Genomic DNA, 20,440 nt, shown 5'->3' with positions numbered 1-20,440 from the left:
TGCGGGCGGGGCCCGATCTGCGGCATCCTGGCACGCGGCATCGGGCGGGGCTGCCGGCACGGCAGGATTTCCATGGCGGGACTGGGCCGGCGGCATCAGGCCAGCATCTTCACCGCCGGCTTCGCCGGGCGGCGGCCGGTCGTCCCCAGCTCGGCGGAAGCCCTGGAACGCGCCGCGCTGCGCCGGATGGGCGGCAAGGCGCGGGCCTACATCGCCGGCGCGGCCGGGCTGGAGCGGACCGCCGCCGCCAACCGCGCCGCCTTCGACCATCACCGCATCCTTCAGCGCGTGCTGCGCGACGTCTCGGCGCGCCGGCTCTCGGTCGGGCTTTTCGGCCGCACCCTGCCGCTGCCGTTGCTGCTGGCGCCCATCGGGGTGCTGGACATGGCCTGGCGCCAGGGCGACCTGGCCGCCGCCCGCGCCGCCGCGGCCGAGGGCCTGACCTTCATCGCCTCCAGCCAGTCCTCCGTGCCGCTGGAGAGCATCGCGCGCGCCTGCGGCACGGGCCCGCGCTGGTTCCAGCTCTACTGGTCCTCCAGCGACGCGCTGATGGAGAGCTTCCTGCGCCGCGCCGAGGCCGCCGGCTACGAGGCCATCGTCGTCACGCTCGACACCACGCAGCTGGGCTGGCGCCCGCGCGACCTCGACTGCGGCCACCTGCCGTTCCTGCGCGGGCGCGGCATCGCGAACTACGTCTCGGACCCCGTCTTCCAGGGCCTGCCGCCGCCCGAGGCCGACCCGGGGGAGCGCCCGCGCCTCGGGCCGGGCGCCCTGCCCTCGGTCCTGGCGCTGCTGCGCGCCTGGCCGGGGGGCACGCTGCAGGCCCTGGCCGCGCCGCGGCAGGTGATGCAGGCGGTGCAGCGCTTCATCGCCCTCTACTCCCGCCCCGACCTCACCTGGGCCGACCTGCCCCGGCTGCGCCGCGCCACGCGGCTGCCCATCCTGCTCAAGGGCATCCTGCACCCCGATGACGCGCGCCGCGCCCTGGATGCGGGCATGGACGGCATCGTCGTCTCCAACCATGGCGGGCGGCAGGTCGATGGCGCCGTGGCCTCGCTGGACATGCTGGCGCCGGTGGCCGAGGCCGTGGCGGGGCGGGTTCCGGTGCTGTTCGACGGCGGCATCCGCACGGGCTCCGACGTCGTCAAGGCGCTCGCCCTGGGCGCTTCGGCGGTGCTGCTGGGCCGCCCCTATGTCTATGGGCTGGCCCTGGCGGGGGAGGACGGGGTCCGCGCGGTGCTCCAGGGGCTCGCCGCGGAGCTGGACCTCACCCTCGCGCTGATGGGCTGCCCGGGGCTCGACGGGCTGGACGGCTCCGCCCTGGTGCGGCACCCCGCCGCCTGAGAGGCCGGGCGCGCCCGGCGGCCCGCCGCCCGCCCTCGTCACCCCGCCCCGGCCGCCGCCTGCCCGCCGGGAAGGCCGGGGGAAGCCTCCCGCCAAGGCCCGGCCGCGCCGCCCGGCGCCACCAGGAGGGAGGCGCCCGGGGCGAGGGCCTGCACGCCGCCGGAATGCGAGACGCGGACGGGCGCGCGGTTCGCGGGGTCCGCGCAAAGCCGCAGGGCGGACCCGGTCCATGCCAGCGCGAACCGCCCGAAGCGGCAATCCAGCCCGAACCGGACGGGCGTGAGGCCCGGCGGCGGCGCCGGGTCCAGCATCAGCCCGTCCCGCTCCAGATGCAGGCCGAGATAGTGGTGCTGCAGCACGAGGAAGGCCCCGCCATAGGCGCCGAGATGCGGCCCCTCGGCCACCGAGGAGGCGCTGGACGGATCGTGCTCCGGCTTCATCGCGGCCTTGAAGAAGCGCAGCGAGGCGGCGGGGTCGAGGCGCGCCAGGGCACCGGCGAAGGCCAGGTTGGAGAGGGAGGAATCATGCGTGGTGCGCGCCAAGTCGTGCGCGGCGGTGCGCCGCCATTGCTCCGCCGTCATGGCATAGCCCATGCCCTCCAGCGTTCCGGCCAGCTCCTGCCATGAAAGCAGGAAGGGCAGCATCAGCGTGTCGGCCTGCTTCATCACCTGATAGCTGTTCGTGCTCCCGCCCTGGCATTCGAGGACCCAGTCGAGACGCTGGCCGGGATGCGCCTCCGCCATGGCCTGCAGGTCCAGCGGGCGGAGGCGGTCGAAGCCCTCGAAGGGCAGCAGCGTGCCGTCGTCGCGGAAGACCAGGCGCAGGCGGCGGGAGACGTGCTCCCAATGGGCCAGCTCCCGCCCCTCCAGCCCCATGGCCTGGCACAGCGCCTGGCGCCGGGCGGCGGGCAGGCGCTCCAGCGCCTCCCGCGCGCGCCGCAGCGTCCAGGCCGCCATGACGTTGGTGTAGGCGTTGTTGCGCAGCCCCGGCTCCGCCGCGCCGGGCCAGGCGGTGTGGTACTCGTCCGGCCCGGCCACGCCGAGGATGTCGTACCGGTCGGTCGCCGGGTCGTGGCGCGCCGCGCCGGCCCAGAAGCGGGCGATCTCCAGCATCAGCGCGGCCCCGTGCCGTGCCAGGAAGTCCTCGTCGCCGGTGGCCTCGCAGTAGCGCCACACATTGAGCGCGATGGCGGCGCCGACATGCCGCTGCAACCGCGTGTGGTCCTCCATCCAGCGGCCGGAGAGCGGGTTCCACTGCAGGCGCGGGGTCTGCTCCTGCCCGTCGCTGGCGCAGCGCCAGGGGAACATGGCGCCGCGCTGCCCCGCCGCGCTGGCGGCGGCGCGGGCATCCTCCAGCCTGCGGCAGCGGTAGAGCAGCAACGCCCGCGCGATCCCGGGCGCGCGGAACATCAGGAAGGGCAGGACGAAGGTCTCGTCCCAGAAGATGTGGCCGCGATAGGCCTCCTGCCATCCCCGCGCGGGAAAGCCGACATCCAGGCACGCCGAGTGCGGCGAGGCGGTCTGCAGGATGCGGAAGCCCATCAGCCGGGCGGCGCAGCCCTGCTCCGGCACAGCGGCCTCGATCCGCATGCGGGCGAGCCATGGGGACCAGGCCGCGGCATGCGCCGCCTCCAGCGCCGCGAAGCTGGGCGCGTCGCGCAGGAGGGCCAGGGCGGCCTCGCCCGCCTCCCGCACCCCCGCATCGCCCGTGGTCGCGATGGCGGCGGTCTTCTCCAGCACCAGCGGCCGCCCCGGCGCCACGCCGCAGCGCAGATGCTCGGCGATGGAGGCGGCCTCCGCCCGGTCCTCGCGCGCCAGCAGCACGCCGGCTTCCAGGGCGGTGCGGGTTGCCGTGCCGATGCCGGTGCGGGCGCCGCGCGTGCGGCAGCGCAGCAGCAGCAGGCCGGGCGACACCGCCTCGCCGCGCACCGCCTCCAGATGCTGCTTGTCGAAGGGCTTGAAGCGCGGCACGCGCGCATTCGTCACCCCGCCATCGATGCCCGACCGCACCTCCAGGATGCCGGACCAGCCCTGCGGCACGATCTCCAGCCGCAGGGCCGCCAGCCCGGGCTGCGCCATGCTGACGAGGCGGCGCTCCCGCAGCCAGCTCCGCCGGCCGGCCCCGTCGCGGAAGAGCAGCTCGCGCGTGGAGACGCCGCGCGTGGCGTCCAGCGCGTGGCGGTATTCGAGGATCTCCACGGCTTCGAGCGAGAACCAGGCCGCCTCGCCTTCCACCCGGAAGGTCAGGGGCAGCCAGTTCGGCAGGTTCACCAGGGATTCATTCTCGACCCGCCGGCCCTCGATCACGTCCGCCAGCCGGTTGTAGAGGCCGGCGCGGTAGGTGCCGGGGTAGTGGACGGCATCGGCCGTGCTCCAGGGCGCCGCGCCGCGCACCGTCAGGACGCCGTTGCCCAGGGTGAGCAGGGCCTCCCGGCGCCCCTCATCCTGCGGGTCGAAATCGTCATAGGCCAAGCTCGCCGGCGGACGCAGCGGCATCTCAGCGCCCTGCCAGGGCGCGCTGCCCGGCGGCGAGCCGCGGCAGGAGGGCCTCGATCCGGTCGCGGCCGGGATAGGCTTCCTGCGACCCGAAGGCGGTGACGGCGAGATGGGAGGCGGCCACGGCGAAGCAGGCGGCCTCCAGCACTGGCCGCCCCTCCAGCAGCGCCACGGCCAGCGCGCCCGCGAAGGCATCGCCGGCGCCGGTGCTGTCGACCACCTCGACCGGAACCGCCGGGATGTGGGTGGCGCGGCCATCCTGCCACAGCACGCAGCCGCCATCCTGCAGCTTCACGCAGGCGATGGCCACGCCGCGCCCCGCCAGCCGGCGGGCGGCTTCCGCCCCCGCCTCCGGCCCGTCCACCCTCACCCCTGTCAGGCCTTCCGCCTCGGAGGGGTTGGGGGTGACGGCGGTGGCCTGGGCCAGCATGGCGTCCCGCACCCGGTCGGCCGGGGAAGGATCGAGCACCACGGCCAGGCCGCGCCCGCGGGCGGCGGCGATGGCGCGCGCCGCCACATCGGGCGGGATCTCGCAATCCACCGTCAGCAGCGAGCCCGCCGGCGCCGCCGCGATGGCCGCGGCGGCGGCCTCGCCATCCTCCTGCCGCCAGGAATCGTTGGCGTTGCCCGCCAGCACGATGCTCTTCTTGCCGTCCGGCAGGACGGCGATCATCGACACGGCCGTCGCCACCCCCTCGGCCACCGACACGCCGCCGAGGTCGATGCCCGCCCGGCGCAGCGGCGCCAGGGCCTGCTCGCGCAGATCGTCATCCCCGACCCTGGCCAGGAGCCGGGCGGGATGGCCGAGGCGGCATGCCAGGACCGCCCGGTTGGCGGCCTTGCCGCCGCTGAGCCGGGTGAAATCCGTGGCCGGCAGCGTGCGGCCGGGATCGGGCGCCTCTGGCACCCGGACCTGGAAATCCGCATTCACGCTGCCCAGCGAGAGAAGGATCGGCCGTGCCATGTTCGGTTGGAGACTCCCTGCTTGCTCCCAGTCGCGGAGCGGACCTCCAGGAGAACGCGGCAGCCCGGGAAACGGTCGGCATGGCCTTCTCCGATGGGCGGCCGGCGCGCAGCCGGCCGCTTCCTCCGGCCCCGCTTGTGCGTATCCCCAGGGCCGCGCAGGATCCGCTTCCGAAGCAACCGGGGGAACGCCGATGGGTGCGCAGATCGACTACTATGTTTCGCTGAATTCGCCGTGGACGCATCTGGGCGCGGCCCGGCTGGAGGCGATGGCGGCACGCCATGGCGCCGCGCTGCGTGTCTACCCCGTGGATTTCGGCACCATCTTCGCGGCCTCGGGCGGGCTGCCGCTGCCCAAGCGCTCGCCGCAGCGCCAGGCCTACCGGATGATGGAGCTGCGGCGCTGGCGCGAGCGGCTGGGCGTGCCGATCCAGCTCGAGCCGAAATTCTTCCCGGCGCGCGAGGCCCTGCCGGCGCATGCCGCCATCGCCGTGCGGGAGAGCTTCGGCGACGCGCCGGCCATCGCCCTGGCGCATGCCATCCTGAAGGCGCTGTGGGAGCAGGAGCGCGACACCGGGGATGCCGCGACGCTGGCCGAGCTGGCCGCCGGCGTCGGGCTGGATGGCGGCGCGGTGCTGCGCCTGGCCGAGGAGCCGCGCTGGGCGGAACGGCGCGCGGCGGACACGCAGATGGCGCTGGAGCGCGGCGTCTTCGGCGCGCCGAGCTACGTGCTGGAGGGCGAGATCTTCTGGGGCCAGGACCGGCTGGACTTCCTGGAGGCGGCGCTCGCCCGCTGAAACAAAGCCACCGGAGCCTGATGCGAAAAGCCCGGCGCAGAGGCCGGGCTTTTCCGAACTTCCTTGCTCCGCGAGGAGACTGGCGCGCCCGGGAAGATTCGAACTCCCAACCGCCAGATCCGTAGATTACGGAAGTGCTGATCTGAAGGCGGAGATCAGAGGTATTTCGTTGGCTTCCCGTGGTTTTCGGTGCGGCCGATGGTGCCTTCCTGGCCCACAATCTCCCTCGCCCCCCCTCATTTCCCCGTGGGACTAGCGTGGGACGGGGGACAACTCGAGCAGCAACTTTGCCCGTGCCGCGATCTGGCTCCCCTTCGGGCAGCAGATTGTCATACACGTGGCACCGGACGCGATCGAGCATCTGGAGATGCCTTCGCCTTCTCCACGCAGACCCCTATCCGAGTATTGGGGACAACAACAGGCCGGTTGACCCCTCCTGGACCGGGCGCCCCCATAACCGGAGGCAGGTCAGGTCAGGCCAGCTCCGACAGCCTCCTCGCTCTGATCGCCTCGAAGACGGCCGACGCCTGCTCGAAAGGAATCCTTGGTCCTGCCAGAGGACGGACTGGCAGAAGGGTCATGCGGGCTTTCCGCGACCAATAGTCCCCTTCGGCCACGGCCACGTAGCCCCCAAGTGATTGCGCGGCGAGAGACGCCTCGGCCGAAGCGATCTCTTCCTCGCTCGGGTCAGAGTAGCGCCCGAGCCAGACATGGCGGCCGTCCTCGCTGAGGATGAGCCACCGCCGTTCACGGCTGCAGTCCGTCATGGAAAAAGATTCGCACATGACGCTCACAGAGGCAAACGTCGCGGCCCCGGCCTCCTTCTACTCGGCAGCCGCCAGGAACAGGGGACCAGGGGAGTCGTGCGGAGCTTCCTCGTCCTCTGCCCAGGAAGCTGTCTGCGCCGCCCCGCGCGTCAGAGACCCGACAATAGCGGCCATTACCGGCGGGCAGACACCGTTGCCGAGTAATCGAATGCGGTCCCGCCGCTGGCCGATCCCATCGAGGTTGTACCCACCCCAGAATCCCATGGCGGCCATGAGTTCGTCCACCTGGAGCATGCGCAGCATCGGTGTGCTGCCGCGCCAAGTCACCAGCCCGAAGCGATCTAGCGTCGTGATGGTGCGGAGCGGCCGGTCGAGCGGCTGCCATCCGCCGGCGCCGTCCGAGCCGTAGTAGACGATGAGGAAGGGGGTGCCCTCGCCGAGCGCGGCGATGCCCCGCTTGGCGCGCTCCAGCGTGGCGGGGGCGCGACCCTCCGACCGGAGCAGACGGGAGCGATGGCCCTCGTCTTCTGCGGCAATAATGCCCTTCACCCAGGGGGCGCGTCCCCGCTGCCCCCGCACCTCCGACGGCGGCTGGGCAGCGAGGTCGCCGACGATGAAGACCCTCCGCCGGCTCTGCGGAACCCCGAAACGGGAAGCGTCGAGGATGTAGACCTCGGTCCTGTACCCGAGGCGCCGCAATTCGGTGAGAAGCGGCTCGTAGCCGTGCCAGCCGCGCATGTGGACAACGTTCTCGATGACCACCCAGCGCGGCCTCGGGCTGAGGTCCCGGGCGAAGTTGGTGACGTAGAAAGCAGTACGCTTGCTGTCCTCGTCCCGGGGCCTACTCCCGCGCGCGCAGGTATGGTGAGTGCATTCGGGGGAGCCGAGCAGCAGGTCGATTTCGCCGATGTCGCCGAGGTCGGCGGGGCCACTCTCCGGCGTCATCCGCAGGTGGACCGCCTTGGCCGTCGAGAAGTTGCTCGCGTACGCCCGAACCGCGAGGTCCCAGGCATCAACGCCGCAGACGATCTCGGCACCAGCAGCCTGGGCGCCCCAGCTGCTGCCGCCGCCGCCGCAGAAGAGATCTAGAGTTCGGATTCGCACGATGCGCGAGACTAACGGGTTGGAGGCATTTGGCCAGGCTTAATCCTCACCCGCGTGTAGTGACGCTGCCGATGCAGGCACCGTCGCATGGTGGCAGCAAGGACTCGATCCGCGCGATACAGGCGGGAAGATCCCGGCCAATTTGGTGCTCCCAGATCCTTACCACGCGCCACCCCGCGCGGCGGAGCCGACGGAAGTTCCGAGCGTCCCGCTGCCGGTTCGCCTCGATCTTGGCCTCCCACTTCTCGGAGAGCTTGTCCTTCCACTGCGGAAACTTCCATCCGTGCCAGAAGTCGCCATCCACGAAAACGGCCACCCCGGCCTCCCTGAACAGTATGTCTGGGCGTCCTGGCAGGTCGCGCGCGTGGGTCTCGAAATCCCAGCCTCTGGCGCGGAGCGCCTCGGCGACGGCGCGTTCGGGACCAGTGTCCCTTCCTTTGATGCGGGCCATTACGGCGCTGCGCTTCTCGGGGGACATGATGTCCCCCCGATGCCGTCGCGCCGGCGGCGGCGTCCCGCCAAGGCCCTTTAGAGGTAGATCTTCGTCTTGCACCGTTCCACCAAGGATCTATTGTGTCGCACGTGGGGTCAAGCTGGGTCACTTCCCTTCTGCCGGGTTCTGACGCGACCGTCGAACGGATTAGCGCCCGAAAGGAGAAGTGGTTCCGACCGCGACGGCCCTGGCCATCTCTGCGGCGTGGAGCTCGGCGGAGAGACGGGCGCCGGATTGGCACCGCGGCGCCGGACATCTCCGGAGTTTGATAGGGGTGACCGCCTCACCTTTACCCGGAAAATCCGACGGTTCCCGGGTTCGGAAAGGGCGGCGGGAGTATTCCAGAGCCTAAAGCTATGGAACTCGCCTCCAGGCCGTAGCAGTACCGGCAGGGCAGGCCGCGGAGAAGCCGGAGAAGGCATTTGTTTGAGGACCAACTGCTCGCAGAATTCCTTTCAAACCTGCGTACGGAGACTGATGACCGGCTCGGTGAGATCGAGCCGGAGACGCCACTCGCGGAGCATGTGGCGCTCGCCGAGGTCATGCTCGGTTACCTTGAGGAAGCAGGTTCCGTCGCGTCCCACGACCTCTGCCCTCACGAGGACGCCTCGGGCCGCTCGCGCTGTCGCGTGGCTGCCTACTCCCTCCCGGATGAGGCTTCTCGGCTGGAGATCTTTACCGCTTACCGCAGGCCGGACGACCGCGAGGCCACGCTGCCGCGGAGCGAGACCGTCCGCATAGGGGCGGCGGCGGCGCGCTTCTTCGAGCACGCGGCGAGGGGCGACCTGACCCGCTTCGCTGGAAGCGCCCTCGCCGATGCCGCGGCGCGCCGCATCGCGGCCGAGCTGCCGCGCATTGAGGACGTGCGCGTCCACGTGCTGACCGATGCTGTGGTCAGGGGGGCAGACATCCCGCCGATGGAAATCCACGGGCGCCGAGTGGAGTTCGAAGTCTGGGATGCGGAGCGGTTGAAGCGTGCGGCCGCCGAGGGGGTCACGCGGGAGCGCATCGAGATCGACTTCGTGGAGATGCTTGGTAGACCGCTGGCATGCCTGGAGATGAGGCCGCCTCCCCGCGAGTACCAGACGTTCCTCGCAATCCTTCCCGGCGACCTAGTTTTCGCCCTCTACGAGCGATACGGGGCAAGGCTGTTCGAGTTCAACGTCCGATCCTTCCTGCAGGCGAAGGGGGGCGTGAACAAGGGCATCCGGAGGACCATTGCCGAGGAGTCAGGCCGCTTCCTGGCATACAACAACGGCATCACCGCCACGGCTGACGAGATTGACGCCGGCTCCTGGCACGGCGAGACGGTCATCCGCCGCGTCAGGGGTCTCCAGATCGTGAATGGCGCCCAGACCACCGCCTCCATCCACCGCGCAAAGAAGGTCGACCGGATGGATGTCAGCCAAGTTGCCGTGGCCATGAAGCTGACTCGGGTGGAGGCCGGTCGCCTCTCCGAGTTCGTGCCCTTGATCTCGCGATACGCCAACACGCAGAACGTAATCCAGGTGGCTGACCTATCTGCCAACAGTGATTTCCACATCGAACTCGAGCGGCTCTCCGAGCAGCTGTGGTGCCCCGGGGAGCGGACGCGCTGGTTCTACGAGAGAACCCGGGGTGCCTACCAAGTAGCCCGCGCGCGGTTCGGCTCGACCGCGGCGAAACGCCGCGAGTTCGATGCGGTGTGTCCAAAGGGCAACGTTTTCAGCAAGACCGACCTCGCGAAGTTCCTCATGTGCTGGTGGGAGCGTCCGCAGACCGTCAGTCGGGGCGCGCAGAAGAACTTCGCCATCTTCATGTCCGAGCTTCCGGACAAGTTTCAGCGGGGATGGAAGCCGGACCCCGCGTTCTATCGCGAAGCGGTGTCGCTCGCGATTCTGTTCAGGTCGGCCCAATCCGCAGTCAGGGCGGCGGAGCTCGGGTCGTACGGAGCCAACGTTGTGGCGTTCATGGTTGCCCGCCTCGCCGCTGACTTCGGCGGCCAATTCGACCTCGACACTGTCTGGCGGGCGCAGCATGCCTCCAGCGAGATCCAGGCGCTCTTCGCGTCGTGGGCTCGACCGCTACACGAAGCGCTTGTCTCTAGCGCCGGGACGCGGAATGTCACCGAATGGTGCAAGCGCGACGACGCTTGGGAGCAGGTCCGCGTAGTCGACCTGCCGGAACCGCCGTCCAGGCTGCCCGAACTCTTCGACTGACGCGAATGCCGGCGCCCGGCCCGATCAGGCAGTGCCGTCCTCCGGCGGTGGATCGGCACTCGCCTTCTCGGCGTCCGCCTCGGGTTCGGCGCCCTGCACCGGGTCCGACACCGGCCCGAGGAAGTTGACTTGTTTCGTGGCGGGTCGATCCCGGCCGACGCCTTCCTTCCGCAAGCGACGTTTCGGAGATGGCTTTGCTGCCTCGCCCTCGACCTCTTCGGCACCGCCCTTCCTCAACCGGCGCCGCGGGGCTGGCTTCGTCTCCCCGCCTCCAGTCGCCCTCAAGCCGTCCTGCGGAGCTTCTAATGCTTTATCCGCATCGGGAGGCCCAGCGCCCTGGCCTGTGGAGGACGGCCCCAGTCGCTTGCGGCCACCCCCGCCCCTCGGCTTCGGCAGGGCCTTCGCGGTCTCTGCCGGTGCGTCGCCGCTGGCGGGCCGCTCTGTGGACGCGGCAGCGGCATGCCAGCGGCGGGCCAATTCGACGTGGTGGCTGAGCACGCGCGGCAGGTTCTGCTCCGTGGCAGCGCCGATCGGAAGCACCAACTCCAGTTCGTTCGAACCCGGAGCGAGCCAGAGCACCGAACCGGGCTCCGCCTTCAGGGCGTCCGAGAGCGCCGCGCGAACAAGCGCCCCGCCCGCAATGTTGCCGATAACAACACGGAGACAGAGCGTTGGGGCTTGGGCTGCATCGTCCCTCAAAGGGGAAACCAGGACCGCCACGCGGGTTTGGGCGCAGGTTCCCAGCATGCCCTCCTCGGGCCGTGCCTGCGAGAGTCCCAGGGACTCAGCTACGAGTTGCAGTTCCCGGACCAGTGCGGGCTCAAGATCACCGCTGGCAGCGACGCTTGGCAGGATCGCGCCGTCTTGGAGCGTCGAGGTCAACGGCGCGGTGGCGGGAGCCGCCGGCAGTCGCGCCTTCAAGGGCGCAGCAAGATCCTCCAGCCGGACCGATGGGTTGGCCTCGACAGCGGAGGCAAACTCGCCGAGGACGTCGCGGAAGGGCTGCTTGATCGCCGAGGGCATCCTCGCGAGGCCCTCGCGGAAGCCAGCGAGTGCCGCGGCCGTGAGGTGGACAGCCGGTCCCGGAAGCATGCCATCGGCCGAATCGTCTAGGATATCGTCTATCCGATCCCTCTGTAGAACGAGAAGGAGCGCCCGGAGCAGCAGGTCGCCCTCGTCGGCGAGATCCTGTGGGCGCCTCGCCCTGCGGGATGTGATGACGTCAGAAACGAAGTTCCTGAACCTGTCGAGGTTGTCCGAGGAATAACCGCAGGCCCTGAGCGCCTCTGCGTAAAGGTCAACCAGCTCAAGGGGATCCTGCCCCGGCAGCCCGCGCAGGCTGGACGTGACTGCGGCGACTGCGGTGCCCGGCGTCTCCCATGGGCCGTCTGGCGAGAGCAGGGAGTTGACGAAGGCGGGCAGGTCGACTGGGAGGCCCCCGGCGCCGTCGAGGAAGGCGCCCGCCTCGGCTGCGGCCTCGAGGCGTCGGTGTGCGAGTGATAGTACAGTGCCGACAGCGCCTGCCAGAGCATCTGCCCGAATCCAGTCCTGCGCCTCGCCTGCCGCTCCATCGGTGGGCTCCGCGTTGAAACGAGATGGCCCCTCCCGACTGAAGAGTGCGGGCGCGACCTCCATGCTCAACCCGTCGGTGCTGATGTTCTCGAACATCTTTCCCGCGACTTGGTCGCGTTCGTCCCCCGTGCGGAAGACGAACGCCGCGATTCGCCCAAGCGGAACGCAGTTGGCCTGGGTGTCGCCGATGGGCCCGGCGGACACCTCGACGCGGCATAGCACTGGGAACTCACCGTCCAGGCCCCCCGTCACCGCCGTCAGCTCCGCTTCCCGCAACGCGTCCACCACCGGCCGCCTCGTAAGGTGCCGCATTCCCCTGCCGGGTCGGGCAGAGGCACGAAGGCTTTCCAGAATCGACAGGGACTCTCGGAAATTGGAGACAAGATGGGGAACAGGACTGTCCGAACTCATGCCAGAATCCTGATGGCAGGTGCTCGCGGCATCAACCCGAGCACTGGGGGCCTATCCGAGGGCCCGCCGACCCACAGGAGAGCAAGGCTTCGACGGGCCCGCGCCGACATGACGTACATGCCCATCTTAAAGAAGTCCTCCTGGCCCTCCTCGATCCGGGCTGCATGGATGTTGACGACAAAGACTGCATCGAACTCCAGTCCCTTGCAGCTGGCACGGTTCAACACCGTCACAGCAGGCTCGTCGAAGACGAGGTGCCGCTTCGGCTGGTTGAATTCCGGGTCTCGAAAGGCATAGGTCTGGACGCGCACGCTCGAAGGAGCGGCCGCCGTACGCAGCGCGTCGAAGTAGGCCCGGCGGGCAGTGTCGTCGTCGGGTATGAGCACCCCGATCTCATGCTTCGGGTTGTTGCGTTGGTACGTAACGATCTGCTCCACAGCCGCCTGCACGTTCTCACAGCGCCGCATTTCCGGAGTCGGTCCCCTTCGCTCAGGAAGCAGCGGGATGCCCGTGTTCGCTCCGGCGAAGAAGTGCTGCGCAACGAGCGCGACCTGCCTTGTGTTCCGAAAGTTGGTACGCAGATGGTAATGGCGCGAAGCCGGGATCGCCAGGGCCGTCTCAATGTCCGATATGGTCGAGTGCTGCTTGGCGCTGAGGCGCTGGTTCTCGTCGGCCAGCACCATTACCGCTAGTGGTCGCCCCTCCGGTCCAATCACTCCCTCGGACATCAACCGCAGCAGCCTAAAAAACTCCGGTGGGAAGTCCTGGCCCTCGTCGATGATCAGCTTGTCAATGGACAGAGCGTCCCAGCGGGCGACGGACTGGTGCTTCAGGAGGTGCCGGGTAACAGTGTCCCAGTCGACAGCGAACTCATTTTCCTCGGAGGCAGGAAGATCAGACGTGGGAGACCATCTACTGAACGCACCGGGATTCTGCCAGTACTCGTCGGGTTCCACCGTCCAACTGTAGCCACGAGATTTGCCATTCTTCCGGCTCCAGGGTGCCCAGATCGCAGGCTTCCACTTAGCACCAAGCTTCTTGACCTTCTCACGTTCATCGAAAGAAGTGTCGAGGAGAATCAATGCTGCGTTCGCGGCCGGTGGAACCCGCAAGCCGAACCACAGATCCCTGAAGAGCTGGCGCACGGTCTGCACCTGGATTCCCTGAGCCTCGAGCGACCCGATACCGTCCGGGAGGCGGCACGCGTATGCCTCGAGCATCCTGTTGAACATCGCCACGGCGGTCCGTCGGCCCTTCTTCGCCGCCTCCATAGCCCTCAACACCGCGAGTACGGTCTTTCCCGTGCCGGGCGGTCCCGAGACGAGGACGCGGCCGTCCTCGGGCGCGTACAGATAGACCCGTTCCTGCTCTTCGTTCAGGTCGCGCGCGTTCGGCAGCCTCATGGCGAGCCCGCCAGCACGCCCTCGAGCAGGCCCGGGAGGGACGACCCGCGTCCAAGAAGGAGGCTCCTGTCGAGCAGCGTGTTGGCGAGCACGCAAGAGGTCTCGGGGACAAGGGAGCAGGCATGGCAGGCGGCCCGGTTGAAGCCGCCGAGTCCCTGCCCTTGGGTCTCCCGGCACACCGGGTCCGCAGAGCACCACACCCCGCGGTCCAGGGCCACCCTGATGAGGTCGCCGAGCCTGTCCGGCCGCCCCTGCCGTACTAGGCCGCCGAGGGAGCCTTCGGAGTCGCCGTCCGCCGTGTAGATGAGCAGCCCGGCCATGTCGGGGCCCGCATAGATCCTCTCGCGCAGGGCAGAGGAGGAGTAGCCGGACTCGAACACGAGCTGCCTCATCAGCAGATGGGAGAGGGTGTGGATGGCGATCAACCTCGGCGTCGGCCTCGGCAGGAACCAGTATCCCTGGTCCTGCCAGTGGCGCTCGAGTTCGGCGAGCCGCGCGGACTCGTCGCGGTCCGCCCGGACCACCACCTCCCACCGGGAGACGAAGTCGAGGTCGAAGGCAATGAATATGCCTTCGCCGAATACCTCGACCGAGGGCAGCCATGGGCGAACCCCGGGGGGAAAGGCGCGGCCGGCCTCAGGCCGCACCAGCGCCCCGTCCGGCTTGATGCGCCTAAAGCCGAGAAAGGACCGGACCTCCCGGAGCCGATCCGCGAGCAGGACGCGCGCGAACGGCGCGCCCCCCCCGACTGTCGGAGGAGGTGTCTCCCGGCAGACGAGATCGCCTGACGCGAAGTCGGCGGCCTCGGCCGATGTCAGGAAGCGCCACTCCTCGGCCAGGATGTCCTCGGCATCCCAATCCGGATCGCCGTCCTCCGCGGCGCTGGATGCTGCCCCACCGACAGGCGCAGATGCACGAAGGTGCTCCAGGACGAGTTCGACGGGCAGCGCGAACTCGTCGGCGAGCATCTGGGCAAACCGGGCGATCCTCGGGTGGGGTACGTTGCCCGTCGACGCAAGATCGGCTGCAACCTCCTTCGCCATCTCGAAGGTGGTCGAGGCCAGCATCCTGGCCACCGCCGCGTCATGCGCCGAGGTACCGCTGCCATCCCCCAGCGAGAGGGCGGACGCGGTGACGGGGTAGTACAGGTTCGTGGCGCCGCGCTGGAGGATCGAAGGCTCCTTCGTGCAGGTGAACCCGCCCGTTCGGGCCTGCCAGGGATGGCACGATGGGCAGCGCACCCCGACAGACTTCATGGACACCTTTGACGTGATGCCGTCGAGCGACTCGGATGACCCGCAGTCCTCGCAGAGGATCTTCAGCGTTTCGAGGCCGCCCGTCCCGGTCTCGTCCACCAGCAGCTTCAACCGCTCATGGGAGCGGCAGCCGCCCCGGCTCGATTTGTGGGCCCACAGGTGCCATGGCACGTCGTCCAGGTGGCCATCCTCGCAGGCGACCACGAACCGCATCGGTACCAGCGTGCCCTCCTGCTGGCACTGAGGGCACCTCATCGGCAGTCCAGGGCGTCCGTGCCGGGCCTCCTGCCATCGGATGATGCGGCGGCACCGGGCGTTGTTGCAGAACATGGCCTCGGGGAAGCGGTGCAAGAGCACGCGCCCCGGCGACCCCGGGCGGTCCGCGGGCGGCTTCCTGAGGTCGCGGCGGAGCCGCTGCTCCATCCGCTGTAGGCGGACGTACTCCGAGGGCGAGCCCCAATCCACCGCGTCGCAGACAACGAAGGACTCGTCGCCGATGTCGATGACAGCGCCGATGCCCCCGGCGCCGACGAGCTGGGTGCGACGGAGTTCGTAGTTCTTGCCTGTACTCACGTACCGTTCCTCCGCCGGGCGGCCCCGCCCCATGGTCTCAGGGTGGGCGGGTTGCCGCCCGAAGGCGCATCGGACGGCCTTGCGCCCCTGATCCAAACCCGGACGCCGACGTCCACGTGGCGCATGGACTGAAGCGTCTCGCGGGCCTCCGGATGGGCCTGCTCACCGAACTGCTTGATAAGCACGGGGAAATTCATGGCCTGCGGCGGCATCGCGTATCTGAGGTTCTGCGCGAGCCGCGTCTCCCACCACCGCTCCACCTCCGCCGCCTTCGAGTCGATGCCCCGGCGCTCAGTCGGGTCGGCCCGCCTCATCCTTTCGTAGAGGCGGTCCGCCAGCGCCCGAACCTGCGGGTCTGCCGTCGAGAAGCGTGCCGCATCGGCGTTGCCGGACAGGGCGGTCCCCATCCTGATCGCGCTGATCATGGCGGCGTGGAACACCCGCTCCCGCGCCGGGAGCGCGAAGGGGGTGACGCTCGTCGGCTCCACAAACCTGTAGAGGGCATCATGGAAGGGCCGGAAGTTCTCGTAGTGTGAGCGGTCCCGGGGCTTCGTGGGGGAGTATAAAGCGAGCACGACGCCCGGGAGGCGTGTTCCGTCGCGGCCGACGCGCGACGTCGCCTGGATGTACTCCGACGCCGTCTTCGGCTGCCCGAGCACCATCATCAGGCCGAGCCGGTCGATGTCCACCCCGACGGACAGCATGTTCGTGCAGCCAAGGTAGTCAATGGCGCGGGGGGTACCCTTACCGGCGGAGACCTCCTCGATCACGTTGGGGATGTCCTCGCCCTTCACGTTGGCCGAGAGCTCCTGTACCCGGCGCAGCGCCCTGGCGCCGGACGTGCCCGGCGGGTGGAGCGCCGCAATGCGGGAGGGAATGTCGTCGCGGGCCAAGGTGAGGCTTCGCCCGAGCTCGCGCCGGCTGTTGTGGTACACGACGAGCGTCCACCAAGAGTCGTCCACTGCATCGGAGAGTCCGAGCCTCGGCACGGCGGTCAGCAGGGAGGCTGAGGCGAGCACGTTGCTGAAGGTCGGCGTGTGGCCCTGCGCCATGGCGCCAAGGTAGAGGCGCCCGGGCACGTCGGGGTCCGGGCGGGAGAAGAAGGTCTCGCCGGCCGTCAGCCCGGCGGGCGGGAACACCGCCGCTTCCTTGGCGAAGAGGCCCAGCGCTTGGTCGGCCGAGCGCCGGATTGTGGCGGTTGAGGCGATGACCTTCGGGCGCCCGCCGCGGTGGGCGATCACCGCGTCGATGGCGGCCTCGTAGCCCCCGGCGACCGTGCCGAGGGGGCCCGAGATAAGGTGGAGTTCGTCCTGGATGACGAGGGACGGCGGCGCGTTGCGCGTGCCCGCCCCAAAAAACCGCCCAGCGTTCTCCTTCCACGCCATCATGGCGAATTTGTCGAGCGTCGCCAGCAGCATCGTCGGCGGCGCGCGGTAGAGCGCCTCGTCCACGATCTGAACCGGGATGCTCCGGTGGAACTCGCACCGCGGCTCCAGGCAGAAGAACTCGAAGGCCGCGGGCGTGCAACGGATACCCACATCCTCGTCCCCGTCGGTTTGCCGCGTGGGGGAGATGACGGGGCTGCCGCAGGCCGGGCAGCGCAGGAGAATAAACGGGTTCCGCACTGGGCCCGGCCGCTGCCGGATGAGGCGGTCGAACTTCTCCGCGGCATCGGAGAGCGCGTTCGGGGCGTTGCCGGAGCCGATCCAAAGGCCCAGCGAGAACGGCTCGCCCCCCAGACTGCGCTCATCCTGCATCCGCAGGCTCTCGAGCGCGCAGATGAGGTGGCCGGCGCGCTGGAATTGCTGCTGCGTGAGCAGGCGCAGGGTATAGCGCATGATGACTGCGGTGCCGCCGCCGCGACCGGGATCCCGCAGCCTCCGCCGTAGCATGTCGAACGCCGCGGCGGCGAGGTACGCCTCCGTCTTGCCGCCGCCTGTCGGGAACCAGATCAGGTCGACGACGTCGCGGAATGGGTCGCCCTCCTCCCACATGCTCCGGAGGACCAGCAGCAGGAAGGCGAGCTGGAAGGGGCGCCACTCGTAGGCGGCGTGCATCGCGTCGTCGGGGTCGACGCGCCCGACGGCCGGGCGTCCACCCCTCTCGGCCGACTTGACCCGCCCTGAGTAGGCCATCTGGACGAGCATCGCCCGGTTCGCGAGGCGGAAGCACCGGAGCGCGTCAGCATCCCGCGCCAGCAGGTCGCAGCCGTCCCGCATGCGGCGGAGCCCATCGTCGATCCTGTCGAGGATTCGGGTGCGCGCCTCGGGTGGGTGGTCATCCGTGGGGACGGCGTCGAGACCCCGGCGCCAAGCGGCATACGCCTCCACGAGGGCCCGCAGGTGGCCCAGGAGGTCGTCCACGGCCACGGCTTCGGACTGCAGGCGCTGGAGGCTGAGCGCCCGGCTCGCGCGCTCGTCCAGGTCACGGATCCGCGTCGTGACCGGAGCGACCTCGATAGATGGCAAGAACTCGACCCGTATCCGCGTCCTGCCGTTGCCCGTCGGACTCCAGTCAGCGGCACAGCCGTGCCCGACGGCGAGCGCGGGTCGGTCCCGGTACTGTAGCGCGAGTTCGTCCTCCTCGGGGTCGACCGTGAGCCGTTCGGGGGACGGCCACGGCAGCACGGCCACAGAAGGCACGGCCTCAAGCGAGACCTGGTAGAGGCAGTCCTCTGGGTCGTAGCGGCCGTTCTCGTCCGTAACGGTCCTCTCGTTTACGAGGCTAACCGTCACAATCCAGGAATCCTCCGGCCCGCTGCGCGTAGAGACGTGGATCTGCGCCCAGCCGCCGAACGCACCACGCCGTACCGCCCCCGTAGACAATATGTCGACCCGTTCCTCTTGGCCGGATGCCGGATGGAAGAGGCCGGAGCGGACCCAGGATGCCCTCCTTCGCTGGCTTCCGCCTCGCTGTGGCGGGACTCCGGAAGCCGCTCCCTCCTGCACCGTGACCCGCTTCCGGTAGGTGCCGGCCCCGGCCCGTATCTCCACGGAGAAGGGGTGCCCGGCCGGCACTGCGAAGGAGAAGCCGACGGAGGCGGGCAGGCGCTGGAACAGCAGGTCGGTCGGCGCCTCGAAGCCGTCTGTGGCTTCGTCCTCGTTGCTGCCTCCTGCACCGGCGTCTGGCGCCGATGTCTCCTCCTCCTCCACGACGGGCGCGGCCGTGGCGTTCCGCGGGAAGAGCATGCTCATGAGATAGCGCTTGTCCGGTCGCTCTGGCAGTTCCTCAGCGTCGCCGTGCGACGGGCCGATGAGGTCACCGCGAAGCGTGGCAACCAGCCGGTCGCGGGCTGTGCGCTTCTCCCGGGTGGTGAGCGGCGGGCTGGCAGACCTCGGAGCGGGCAAGGATTCGGTCATGCGGGTCATTGGGTCGTTTCCTGCGCCCGTGATTCCTGTTCGGCCTGGAGGCCCTTAAACCAAGCGTCCGCGCCATCGGCCAAGAACACCGCAAGCCCAATTCTCGGGCGGGTCATGGCGACGTACAGAAACCGCTCGCTTCTCGGCTGCTCCGCGAAGCTAGGCGTGCACGCAACCGCTACCCACGCCCGCTCCATCCCCCGGAAGGTCGAGGGATCGCTCACTGCGGCGCGCGTGCGGGCCGCGTCGAGTGCAGCGGGAGCGGCCAGCAGAGCCACGTCGTCGCCGAGGTTCCGGCGCGCCAGTTCGAGAAGGGAAGTCACGTCCTGCTCCGCCGCGAGTAGCGCGATGTCGCCCGGTGCGACGCCGGTGTCGATCCATTCGCGTGCCCGTCTAACAGCTGCCTCGAGGGCGGCGGCTGCGGGGCCGAGCACGTGCTCAATGTGCGGGAGGACACCTCTGGGATCGATGTCAGAGATGCCCACGTCGGCGCCGACGGTGCCTCGGACGAAGTTGACGATGTTGCGCGTCGACCTGACGTTCCGGGTCAAGCGGTAGTAGGCTGACATCGCGCGTAGACGCGCGAGGCTGCCCTGCTCAATGGTCGAGTGGAGCGCTTGGTTGGCAGGGTCCATGAACCAGCGCCAGCACCCGGCGTCCAGCCCTTTCCTGAGCAGGCGCCCGGCTTGGTGCAGCCCCTCAGAATTAGCCAGTTCCTGCCCTTCGTCCACGACGAGGACATCAAGGGATCGTGCGGGCAGGTACCGCATCGTCGCGGGATCGACCACTGTCACCCTGGGCATCTCGGCGGCGAGGTAAGCCGCCAGGACCGGCGCGGCGACGATCAGGCCTACGCTGCTCCCTGAGGCCGCGGCCTGCCTCGCGGACGCTGCCGCCAGGAGCGTCTTGCCTGTCCCGGCTCCCCCCTCGACAAGCAGCCGCGTGTTACCCGAGAGCCCCTCAAGTATTTCCGCTTGCCGTTCAGTCAGGCGGACGACGTCCCCCTCGACAGCCTCCGCGCACCGCGCAGGGGCTGGGGCGTACTGGAACTCCGGGAGCAGGTGGCGCTCCAGGGCGGCAGAGTCCAGCGGATGGGTGGCGCGGCCTGACGCGACCGCCCTATCGCGCCACCACTGGAAGGCACGGTCCAGAGCCTCGGTGAAACTAAAAGGCGAGGTGCAGGCCGAACGGTCGAGAAGCAGCGGGACTGGGATCTCGGGGTGGGGCGCGGCCCAAAAAGTGAAGGGTGTCACCACCACCCAACCGAAAATGCCGATCGGCGGGGCGTCGGCGCGCGCGAGCGTCCGGAGGAGTGCCTGCATGCCTGACTCGGCCTGCCTATGCGGGCCCTCGGAGCGCCGCCTTGCCTGCCCTCGTCCGTTTTCGAAGCTCCAGACGCCCCCCGAGTGCCGGACAATTCCCCCCTTTACTTCGATGACCAGGAGCCCTCGCCGGTCAACGAGGACGAAGTCGGCCTCTCCGTACCGCTTATAGGCATGCTCGGGCAGGTTCACCGAGTGAGTAACGAAGGCGCCGGGAGATGCAGGTGCTGCAGCCAGCAGCGATCGCACATAGCGTTCGCCATCCGGCGTATTCGGGTTCAAGACAGTCGTGGGTAGAATCCGCACCGCAACAGCGCCCGGGGTTCAGTTGGCTAGCCTGAGCTTATGAAGAAATATTGGGGAGGGGAACGGGTGCAGCCAGA

At 69.4% G+C, this 20,440-nt stretch carries 13 protein-coding genes; 3 read left to right on the top strand and 10 right to left on the bottom strand.

The genetic code is table 11. The features are described from left to right. Positions 1 to 72: 72 nt before the first annotated feature. On the top strand, positions 73 to 1,344 hold the full coding sequence (locus CR165_RS10665) for an alpha-hydroxy-acid oxidizing protein (RefSeq protein WP_109516957.1): 1,272 nt from the start codon (positions 73 to 75) through the stop codon (positions 1,342 to 1,344). Between the two features lie 38 nt (positions 1,345 to 1,382). On the opposite strand, the gene CR165_RS10660 is transcribed toward CR165_RS10665, so the two are convergent. Together CR165_RS10660 and CR165_RS10655 are read right to left on the bottom strand one after the other, a co-directional pair. After that, positions 1,383 to 3,839, bottom strand: coding sequence for a glycoside hydrolase family 65 protein (locus tag CR165_RS10660; protein WP_109516956.1), 2,457 nt, complete (start codon positions 3,837 to 3,839; stop codon positions 1,383 to 1,385). 1 nt (position 3,840) lies between these two features. After that, positions 3,841 to 4,803 (bottom strand): ribokinase, encoded by a 963-nt coding sequence (locus CR165_RS10655; RefSeq protein ID WP_109516955.1) that lies wholly within the window; start codon positions 4,801 to 4,803, stop codon positions 3,841 to 3,843. 193 nt (positions 4,804 to 4,996) lie between these two features. Here CR165_RS10655 and CR165_RS10650 point away from each other — a divergent pair, with 193 nt between their 5' ends. Further along, complete coding sequence (locus CR165_RS10650; RefSeq protein ID WP_109516954.1) at positions 4,997 to 5,599, top strand: 2-hydroxychromene-2-carboxylate isomerase; 603 nt, start codon at positions 4,997 to 4,999, stop codon at positions 5,597 to 5,599. Between the two features lie 473 nt (positions 5,600 to 6,072). Here the strand turns inward: CR165_RS10650 and CR165_RS10645 are convergent, their stop codons facing one another. Genes CR165_RS10645 through CR165_RS10635 form a run of 3 tightly spaced genes read right to left on the bottom strand, consistent with a single transcriptional unit; the run spans position 6,073 to position 7,948 of the window. Then, on the bottom strand, positions 6,073 to 6,366 hold the full coding sequence (locus tag CR165_RS10645) for a hypothetical protein (protein ID WP_146201873.1): 294 nt from the start codon (positions 6,364 to 6,366) through the stop codon (positions 6,073 to 6,075). 57 nt (positions 6,367 to 6,423) lie between these two features. After that, positions 6,424 to 7,470, bottom strand: a complete 1,047-nt coding sequence (locus CR165_RS10640) for a DNA cytosine methyltransferase (RefSeq protein WP_109516952.1) — start codon at positions 7,468 to 7,470, stop codon at positions 6,424 to 6,426. A 46-nt stretch (positions 7,471 to 7,516) separates the two neighbouring features. Continuing rightward, a complete protein-coding gene (locus CR165_RS10635) occupies positions 7,517 to 7,948 on the bottom strand; it encodes a very short patch repair endonuclease (RefSeq protein WP_109516951.1) in 432 nt (143 codons plus the stop codon). Between the two features lie 437 nt (positions 7,949 to 8,385). On the opposite strand from CR165_RS10635, the gene CR165_RS10630 reads away from it, so the two are divergent. Beyond that, entirely contained in the window at positions 8,386 to 10,161 is a 1,776-nt protein-coding gene (locus CR165_RS10630) for an AIPR family protein (RefSeq protein WP_109516950.1), read from the top strand. Positions 10,162 to 10,185: 24 nt separating this feature from the next. Here the strand turns inward: CR165_RS10630 and CR165_RS10625 are convergent, their stop codons facing one another. The 5 genes from CR165_RS10625 to CR165_RS10605 all read right to left on the bottom strand — a co-directional run bounded on the left by CR165_RS10625 (position 10,186) and on the right by CR165_RS10605 (position 20,306). Next, entirely contained in the window at positions 10,186 to 12,021 is a 1,836-nt protein-coding gene (locus CR165_RS10625) for a hypothetical protein (RefSeq protein ID WP_146201872.1), read from the bottom strand. A 119-nt stretch (positions 12,022 to 12,140) separates the two neighbouring features. Next, positions 12,141 to 13,547, bottom strand: coding sequence for a DEAD/DEAH box helicase (locus CR165_RS10620; protein WP_109516948.1), 1,407 nt, complete (start codon positions 13,545 to 13,547; stop codon positions 12,141 to 12,143). After that, the gene (gene drmB, locus CR165_RS10615; protein WP_181378092.1) at positions 13,544 to 15,376 is read right to left on the bottom strand and encodes a DUF1998 domain-containing protein; all 1,833 of its coding nucleotides are present in this window, start codon (positions 15,374 to 15,376) and stop codon (positions 13,544 to 13,546) included. The genes CR165_RS10620 and drmB overlap by 4 nt, the downstream gene beginning before the upstream one ends. Beyond that, positions 15,373 to 18,744, bottom strand: coding sequence for a helicase-related protein (locus CR165_RS10610; protein WP_109516946.1), 3,372 nt, complete (start codon positions 18,742 to 18,744; stop codon positions 15,373 to 15,375). The genes drmB and CR165_RS10610 overlap by 4 nt, the downstream gene beginning before the upstream one ends. After that, positions 18,741 to 20,306: a nuclease-related domain-containing protein gene (locus tag CR165_RS10605; protein ID WP_181378091.1), complete on the bottom strand. Its 1,566-nt coding sequence runs from the start codon at positions 20,304 to 20,306 to the stop codon at positions 18,741 to 18,743. Before CR165_RS10605 ends, CR165_RS10610 begins: the two co-directional genes overlap by 4 nt. Positions 20,307 to 20,440: the final 134 nt, after the last annotated feature.

The organism is Teichococcus aestuarii (genome assembly GCF_003116135.1).
In the GTDB taxonomy this organism is placed as follows: Bacteria; Pseudomonadota; Alphaproteobacteria; order Acetobacterales; family Acetobacteraceae; genus Pseudoroseomonas; species Pseudoroseomonas aestuarii.
Note: the sequence above shows the minus strand (reverse complement) of the source record. Positions and strands in the feature narration are given on the sequence as shown.

Excerpts from the sequence above, each read along its gene's own strand:
- CR165_RS10665 (WP_109516957.1), top strand. The coding sequence starts at position 73 with ATGGCGGGACTGGGCCGGCGGCATCAGGCCAGCATCTTCACCGCCGGC.
- CR165_RS10660 (WP_109516956.1), bottom strand. The coding sequence starts at position 3,839 with ATGCCGCTGCGTCCGCCGGCGAGCTTGGCCTATGACGATTTCGACCCG.
- CR165_RS10655 (WP_109516955.1), bottom strand. The coding sequence starts at position 4,803 with ATGGCACGGCCGATCCTTCTCTCGCTGGGCAGCGTGAATGCGGATTTC.
- CR165_RS10650 (WP_109516954.1), top strand. The coding sequence starts at position 4,997 with ATGGGTGCGCAGATCGACTACTATGTTTCGCTGAATTCGCCGTGGACG.
- CR165_RS10645 (WP_146201873.1), bottom strand. The coding sequence starts at position 6,366 with ATGACGGACTGCAGCCGTGAACGGCGGTGGCTCATCCTCAGCGAGGAC.
- CR165_RS10635 (WP_109516951.1), bottom strand. The coding sequence starts at position 7,948 with ATGTCCCCCGAGAAGCGCAGCGCCGTAATGGCCCGCATCAAAGGAAGG.
- CR165_RS10620 (WP_109516948.1), bottom strand. The coding sequence starts at position 13,547 with ATGAGGCTGCCGAACGCGCGCGACCTGAACGAAGAGCAGGAACGGGTC.
- CR165_RS10610 (WP_109516946.1), bottom strand. The coding sequence starts at position 18,744 with ATGACCCGCATGACCGAATCCTTGCCCGCTCCGAGGTCTGCCAGCCCG.